At 72.3% G+C, this 5527-nt stretch carries 5 protein-coding genes and 1 pseudogene; 2 read left to right on the top strand and 4 right to left on the bottom strand.

Features of this window, described 5'->3' with window-relative positions; translation table 11 throughout:
• Positions 1-1004, bottom strand: a pseudogene (locus AOK11_RS07180) (phosphodiesterase); the annotation flags it as partial.
• Between the two features lie 431 nt (positions 1005-1435).
• Positions 1436-2386, bottom strand: a complete 951-nt coding sequence (locus AOK11_RS07175) for a 2-hydroxyacid dehydrogenase (protein ID WP_055592799.1) — start codon at positions 2384-2386, stop codon at positions 1436-1438.
• A 75-nt stretch (positions 2387-2461) separates the two neighbouring features.
• Between AOK11_RS07175 and AOK11_RS07170 the strand changes: the two genes are divergently transcribed.
• Together AOK11_RS07170 and AOK11_RS07165 are read left to right on the top strand one after the other, a co-directional pair.
• Positions 2462-3460, top strand: coding sequence for an aldo/keto reductase (locus AOK11_RS07170; RefSeq protein ID WP_055592798.1), 999 nt, complete (start codon positions 2462-2464; stop codon positions 3458-3460).
• A gap of 170 nt (positions 3461-3630) precedes the next feature.
• Positions 3631-4794 carry a PQQ-dependent sugar dehydrogenase gene (locus tag AOK11_RS07165; RefSeq protein WP_055592797.1) on the top strand — a complete coding sequence of 388 codons (1164 nt, stop codon included), beginning with the start codon at positions 3631-3633 and terminating at the stop codon, positions 4792-4794.
• A 270-nt stretch (positions 4795-5064) separates the two neighbouring features.
• On the opposite strand, the gene AOK11_RS07160 is transcribed toward AOK11_RS07165, so the two are convergent.
• Positions 5065-5259 (bottom strand): DUF6191 domain-containing protein, encoded by a 195-nt coding sequence (locus AOK11_RS07160; protein WP_055592796.1) that lies wholly within the window; start codon positions 5257-5259, stop codon positions 5065-5067.
• A 37-nt stretch (positions 5260-5296) separates the two neighbouring features.
• The coding region (locus tag AOK11_RS07155; RefSeq protein ID WP_167353766.1) for a helix-turn-helix domain-containing protein at positions 5297-5527 on the bottom strand (231 nt) is incomplete at its 5' end.

Genomic DNA, 5527 nt, shown 5'->3' with positions numbered 1-5527 from the left:
GGGTGGGGGTACGAGGGGTGGACCGGGCCGTGGGTCGCGTGGGGAACCGGATCGTTCGCGAGGTGGGCCGGGTGCCCCCTCGTCCAGGGGTTCGGTCCGCCGTACTGGCCGGGCAGGTGCTCGCGCACCACGCGCGTGTGCCCCTCGTCCCCGGACCGGCCGCCCCGGGGTCGGGTCCAGGGCGCGTACGCCAGGAGCAGCGAGCCGGCGAACCAGCCCGCGTCGAGCAGTTGTCCCGACCGGTAGGTGTTGTGCAGCAGCGGGGAGGTGAACAGGGCGTCGCACAGCACGGTGAGCGCGAGCGCGCCGATCGCGGTGTTGACCGCCGAGCGGGTGACCGCCGACCGCCGGAAGTGCAGGGCGAGCACCATGCTGACCAGGGCGATGTCGAGCAGCGGATACGCCAGGGACAGCGCGGTGTGCGCCACGTCCTCGCCCCCGGCCTGCGCGGTCTGGGCGAGCGCGAGACTCCACGCGAGCGTGAGCAGGGAGCCGCCGATCAGCCAGGCGTCCAGGCCCAGGCAGACCCAGCCGGCCTTGTTCACGGGCCGTTTGGCGAGCACCAGCAGCCCCACGATGGCGGGCGGCGCGAAGCACAGGAAGAACAGGTCGGCGTAGCTGGGGCTGGGCACGGGGCGCCCGAGGACGACCTCGTACCACCCCCAGACCAGATTGCCCAGGGACGCCATGGTGGAGGAGATGCCGAACAGCAACCAGGCGGGCCGGAAACGGATACGCCGGCCTCGCGCGTACAGGAAGCAGGACACGGCGGCCACGGCCGCCGCGGCACTCAGTCCGAAGTCACCCATGATCAGCGCGAGTTGGTCCGATCCCCAGCCGAAGGCGGCGCCGATCGCGTAGGCCGCGCAGACGACGGCGAGGACGAGCTGCGGCACCAGTCCCTGCCGGTGCCCCACGGCCGGCGGGCGGGGTGGCAGCGCTTCCGGGGCGGGGTGCGCCCGCACCGCTCCGTCGAGCGTGGTCGTGGGGGCCGGCGCGCTCACCGGTCCCTCCCGGTACGCGCCGATCCGGCCAGGTGGGTCAGGTGGGCCGGCCTCCCGCGGCTGCCGTGCCCGCGGTGATGGGGACAGGGGTCGCCGGGGCGGCCGCTGCTCCGGGCGTGGTGACCGGGGGTGCGGTGACCACGGGTGTGGTGACCGCTGTGGTGATCCCAGCTGCGCGCGGCCGTGCGCCAGGGTCGCCGACATCGGCTCAATCGCGTCGGATCGCTCGTCCATAGGCCGTGCATCGCCCGTCGCCCCCCTCACAGTCTGCAATGTCAATCCCCCGCGCCGATGGTCAGTGGCGCAGCCCCTGTCGGGACGATACACCAGTCCCGTCACTCAGGGACATAGCTTCTCTACGCTCCGTGACGATCACTTGATGTATGAGTACCCATCGCGTCCGAGAAAACGCGGACGGTACTCGAAACGGACTACATGCTTACCGCCTCCGTCACCAGGATCACGTTCCGGAGCTCCTCCCGGTTCACGAATCGGTTCAACTGGTCCACCAGCAATCGCTCGGCACGTGGCCGGAAAGCGGAGGTGGGTCCGCCGACGTGCGGGCTGATGAGAACGCCCGGGGCCCGCCACAGGGGATGGTCCGGGGGGAGCGGTTCGGGGTCGGTCACGTCGAGGGCCGCGGTGATGCGGCCGCTCTCCACCTCGGTGAGCAGGGCCGAGGTGTCGACGACGGGCCCCCGGGCCACGTTGACGAGCAGCGCGCCGTCCTTCATCCGGGCCAGGAAGCCGGCGTCCACGAGGTGGTGGGTGGCCTCGGTGAGCGGGGTGGAGAGGATGACGACATCCGCCTCCGGCAGCAGCGCGGGCAGGTCGGTGAACGGATGCACCGGCCCGCGCGCCGCGGTGCGTGCGGAGCGCGCGACGCGCGCCACCCGCGCGAGTTCGAACGGAACGAGCCGGTCCTCGATGGCCGCGCCGATCGCCCCGTACCCCACGACGAGCACGTTCCGGTCGGCGAGCGCGGGCCTGAATCCGCCGAGCCACTCCCCTCTCTCCTGTGCCCGCACGAAGTCGGGCAGGCCGCGCAGCGAGGCCAGGACGAGAGCGAGCGCCAGCTCGGCCGTGCTCGCCTCGTGCACTCCGCGCGCGTTGCAGAGCCGCACGCCGGGGCCCAGGTGGCGCAGGCCGGGCTGCACATGGTCGACGCCGGCGGACAGGGTCTGCACGACCTCGACCGAGCTCATCAGCGGCAGCGGGCGCACCCCGACGTCGGCGGCCTTCATGTACGGCACGACGTAGAACACGCAGTCGGCCGGGTCGGCCGGGTACTCCTGCGCGCCGTCCCAGAAGTGGTACCGCGGCCCCTTCGGAAGCCCCTCGATCTCGTCCGGCGGGATGGGTAGCCATACGTCAGCAGTCATGGTCCGGAGGCTATGTCAGGGGCCCGCGACGCCAGAGGTTAGGTTGGGGTCCGGGAAAGGGAGGGTCACGACCAGGTGGAGCGCAGGACGATCGGCGCGGCGGCGCTCGCGGTGGGGGCCGTCGGACTCGGGTGCATGCCGATGAGCTGGGCCTACAGCACCTCGCGGCAGCGCGGCGAGGATTCGCTCAGAGCGGTGCACCGGGCGCTCGACCTGGGGTCGACGCTGCTGGACACGGCCGACATGTACGGCCCGTTCACCAACGAGTTGTTGCTGGGGCGGGTGTTGAAGCAGCGGCGCGGCGACGCCTTCGTGTCGACGAAGGTCGGCCTGCTGGTGGGCGATCAGCACATCGTGGCCAACGGCCGCCCCGGGTACGTGAGAAGGGCCTGCGACGCCTCACTGCGCCGGCTGCAGACCGACGTCATCGACCTGTACCAGTTGCACCGCGCGGACCCGGAGATCCCCGTCGAGGAGACCTGGGGCGCGATGGCGGAGCTCGTACGGGCCGGAAAGGTACGGGCGTTGGGGCTCTGTGCGGTCGGTGCGCGATCCGCGCGGCGGCCCGGGGCGCGGCTGCACGACGCGACGGTCCGGCAACTGGAGCGGGTGCAGCAGGTCTTCCCGGTGAGCGCGGTGGAGGCGGAGCTGTCGGTGTGGTCGCCGGAGGCGCGGGAGGCGCTGCTGCCGTGGTGCGCCGCGCGCGGTGTGGGGTTCCTGGCCGCGATGCCGCTGGGCAACGGCTTCCTGACCGGCACGCTGACGCCGGGTGAGGGTTTCGAGGCGGACGACCTGCGGGCCCGGCACCCCCGTTTCACCGCCGAGATGATGGCTGCGAACCAGCCGATCGTGGCCGGTCTGCGCCGGGTGGCCCGCCGGCACGGCGAGAACGTCACCCCGGCGCAGGTGGCCCTGGCCTGGGTGCTGGCGCAGGGCGGGCAGGTGATCCCGGTGCCGGGTACCAAGCAGGAGCGGTGGGTCGCCGAGAACGCGGGGGCGGCGGACCTGTGCCTGACGGAGGCCGACCTGGCGGAGATCGCGGACCTGCCCGCGGCCCAGGGGTCGTGGGACTGAGAGACGGAACACCGCGGGAGGGGACCGGGCACCACGGGCCGTCGGGCCGAGACCGTGGGAGCGGGCCGGGACCGGACGGTGATCGGCGGTTCGGGCTCGTGCGATCGGGAACCTGTGGGGCGCGGGCGGTGTATGACAGGGAGAACCCGCCGCGTCGAAGGGACGACATCGTGCACCATCGAGCCGTTACAGCCGTACTGGCCACCGCCGCGCTCCTGTTGACGGCCGGCTGTTCCTCCGACGACGGAGGATCGCCGGACAAGGGCGCCGGCTCCTCCCCGGCCGGTTCGGCGGGGCGGTCCTCGTCCCCGGAGGGCGGCGCCGAGGAGACACCACCCGCGAAGGGCTCGGTGAAGGTGCTCCGTACGGTCGGTAAGGACCTGCGCTCCCCATGGGGACTCGCGCCTCTGGCCGACGGCGATCTGCTGGTGTCGTCACGGGACGAGGCCACGATCAGCCGGGTCGACGCCGACACGGGCGAGACGTCCGAGCTGGGCGAGGTGCCGGGGGTGTCGCCGTCCGGCGAGGGCGGCCTGCTCGGCATCGCGCTCTCCCCCGAGTACGCCTCGGACCGCATGATCTACGCCTACTTCACCTCGGCCTCGGACAATCGCATCGTCCGCATGATCCACGACGAGAAGAAGCCCGAGGGTGAGCGGCTGGGGGCACCGGACACGGTGTTCCGGGGCATCCCCAAGGGCGTGGTCCACAACGGCGGCCGGATCGCGTTCGGCCCGGACCGGATGCTGTACGTGGGCACGGGTGAGAGCGGCGACACCGGCCTCTCCCAGGACGAGAAGTCGCTGGGCGGCAAGATCCTGCGGCTGACCCCGGAGGGCGAGCCGGCGCCGGGCAATCCGCTCCCCGACTCCGCGGTGTACTCGCTGGGTCACCGCAATGTGCAGGGCCTGGCCTGGGACTCCAAGCAGCGGCTGTTCGCCTCGGAGTTCGGCCAGAACACCTGGGACGAGCTCAACGCGATCGAGCCCGGTGCCAACTACGGCTGGCCGGAGGCGGAGGGCGTGTCCGACGACGACGACTTCCGTAGCCCGATCGCCCAGTGGAGCACGGACGAGGCCTCCCCCAGCGGCATCGCCTACGCGGAGGGGTCGGTCTGGATGGCGGGCCTGCGCGGCGAGCGCCTGTGGCGGATCCCGCTCAAGGGCACGGAGGCCTCGGCGGAACCGCAGGCCTTCCTGGAGGGCGAGTACGGGCGGCTGCGCACGGTGGCGGCGGCGGGCGGCGACAAGCTGTGGCTGGTCACCAGCAACACGGACGGCCGCGGCGACCCGGGCGGCGAGGACGACCGCATCCTGGAGGTGCGGGTGGGTTAGGGGCTTTCGTCTGGATCGGGCCGGCTCAGGGAGCGGGGTCCTGGGGGCCCCTCCCTGTTCGAGCGGAGCCGAGAACTTGGGGGAGCGTGCATCGCAAGGCGGAGGAGGGAGCCAGTCGGGGTCTCCCCTGCTCATGGGGTCCCCCCGCTCGAGCGAAGTCGAGAGTGGGGGAGAAGCCGAGAGGTCGGGGAAGGAGCCCTGGGGACCGACGACAACGCGGCGAGGCGCGGCACCGGACCCGCGAGCCCGGCCCGATCCGAACGAGAGGCCCTAAGGGCTCTCGTCCGGTGGTGGGCGGGGGCGGTCCGGTGACGGGCGGACGACGACCTTTCCGGAGGTGAGGTCTATCGGTCCGTGACCGGGATCGGCGTCGCCGACGTCCTCCCGGGTCAGTTCGAGGCGGTTCTGCTCGTCCCGGGTGTGCTTGCGGCCTGGAGCGAACAGTTCCTCGAAGGCGTTGAACACCGCTCCCCCTTCCAGGGCCGCGTGGGCGTGCCGCCCATTATCCCGCCGCGGACCGGTTCCCGGCCGGGGCCGTGAACAGTTCCAGCCGGTGGGCGACCGCCGCCGCCTCGCCGCGCCCGGAGACTCCGAGCTTGCCGAGGATGTTGGACACGTGGACGCTGGCCGTCTTCGGCGAGATGAACAGTTCCTCGGCGATACGGCGGTTGGTGTGGCCGGCGGCCACCAGGCGCAGCACGTCGCGTTCCCTGCCGGTGAGACCGAGGACGTC

This window comes from Streptomyces hirsutus, from assembly GCF_001418415.1.
Lineage (GTDB): Bacteria > Actinomycetota > Actinomycetes > Streptomycetales > Streptomycetaceae > Streptomyces > Streptomyces hirsutus.
Note: the sequence above shows the minus strand (reverse complement) of the source record. Positions and strands in the feature narration are given on the sequence as shown.

What these genes read in the sequence shown, in the direction of transcription:
- AOK11_RS07175 (WP_055592799.1), bottom strand. Translation starts at nt 2,386, where the DNA reads ATGACTGCTGACGTATGGCTACCCATCCCGCCGGACGAGATCGAGGGG.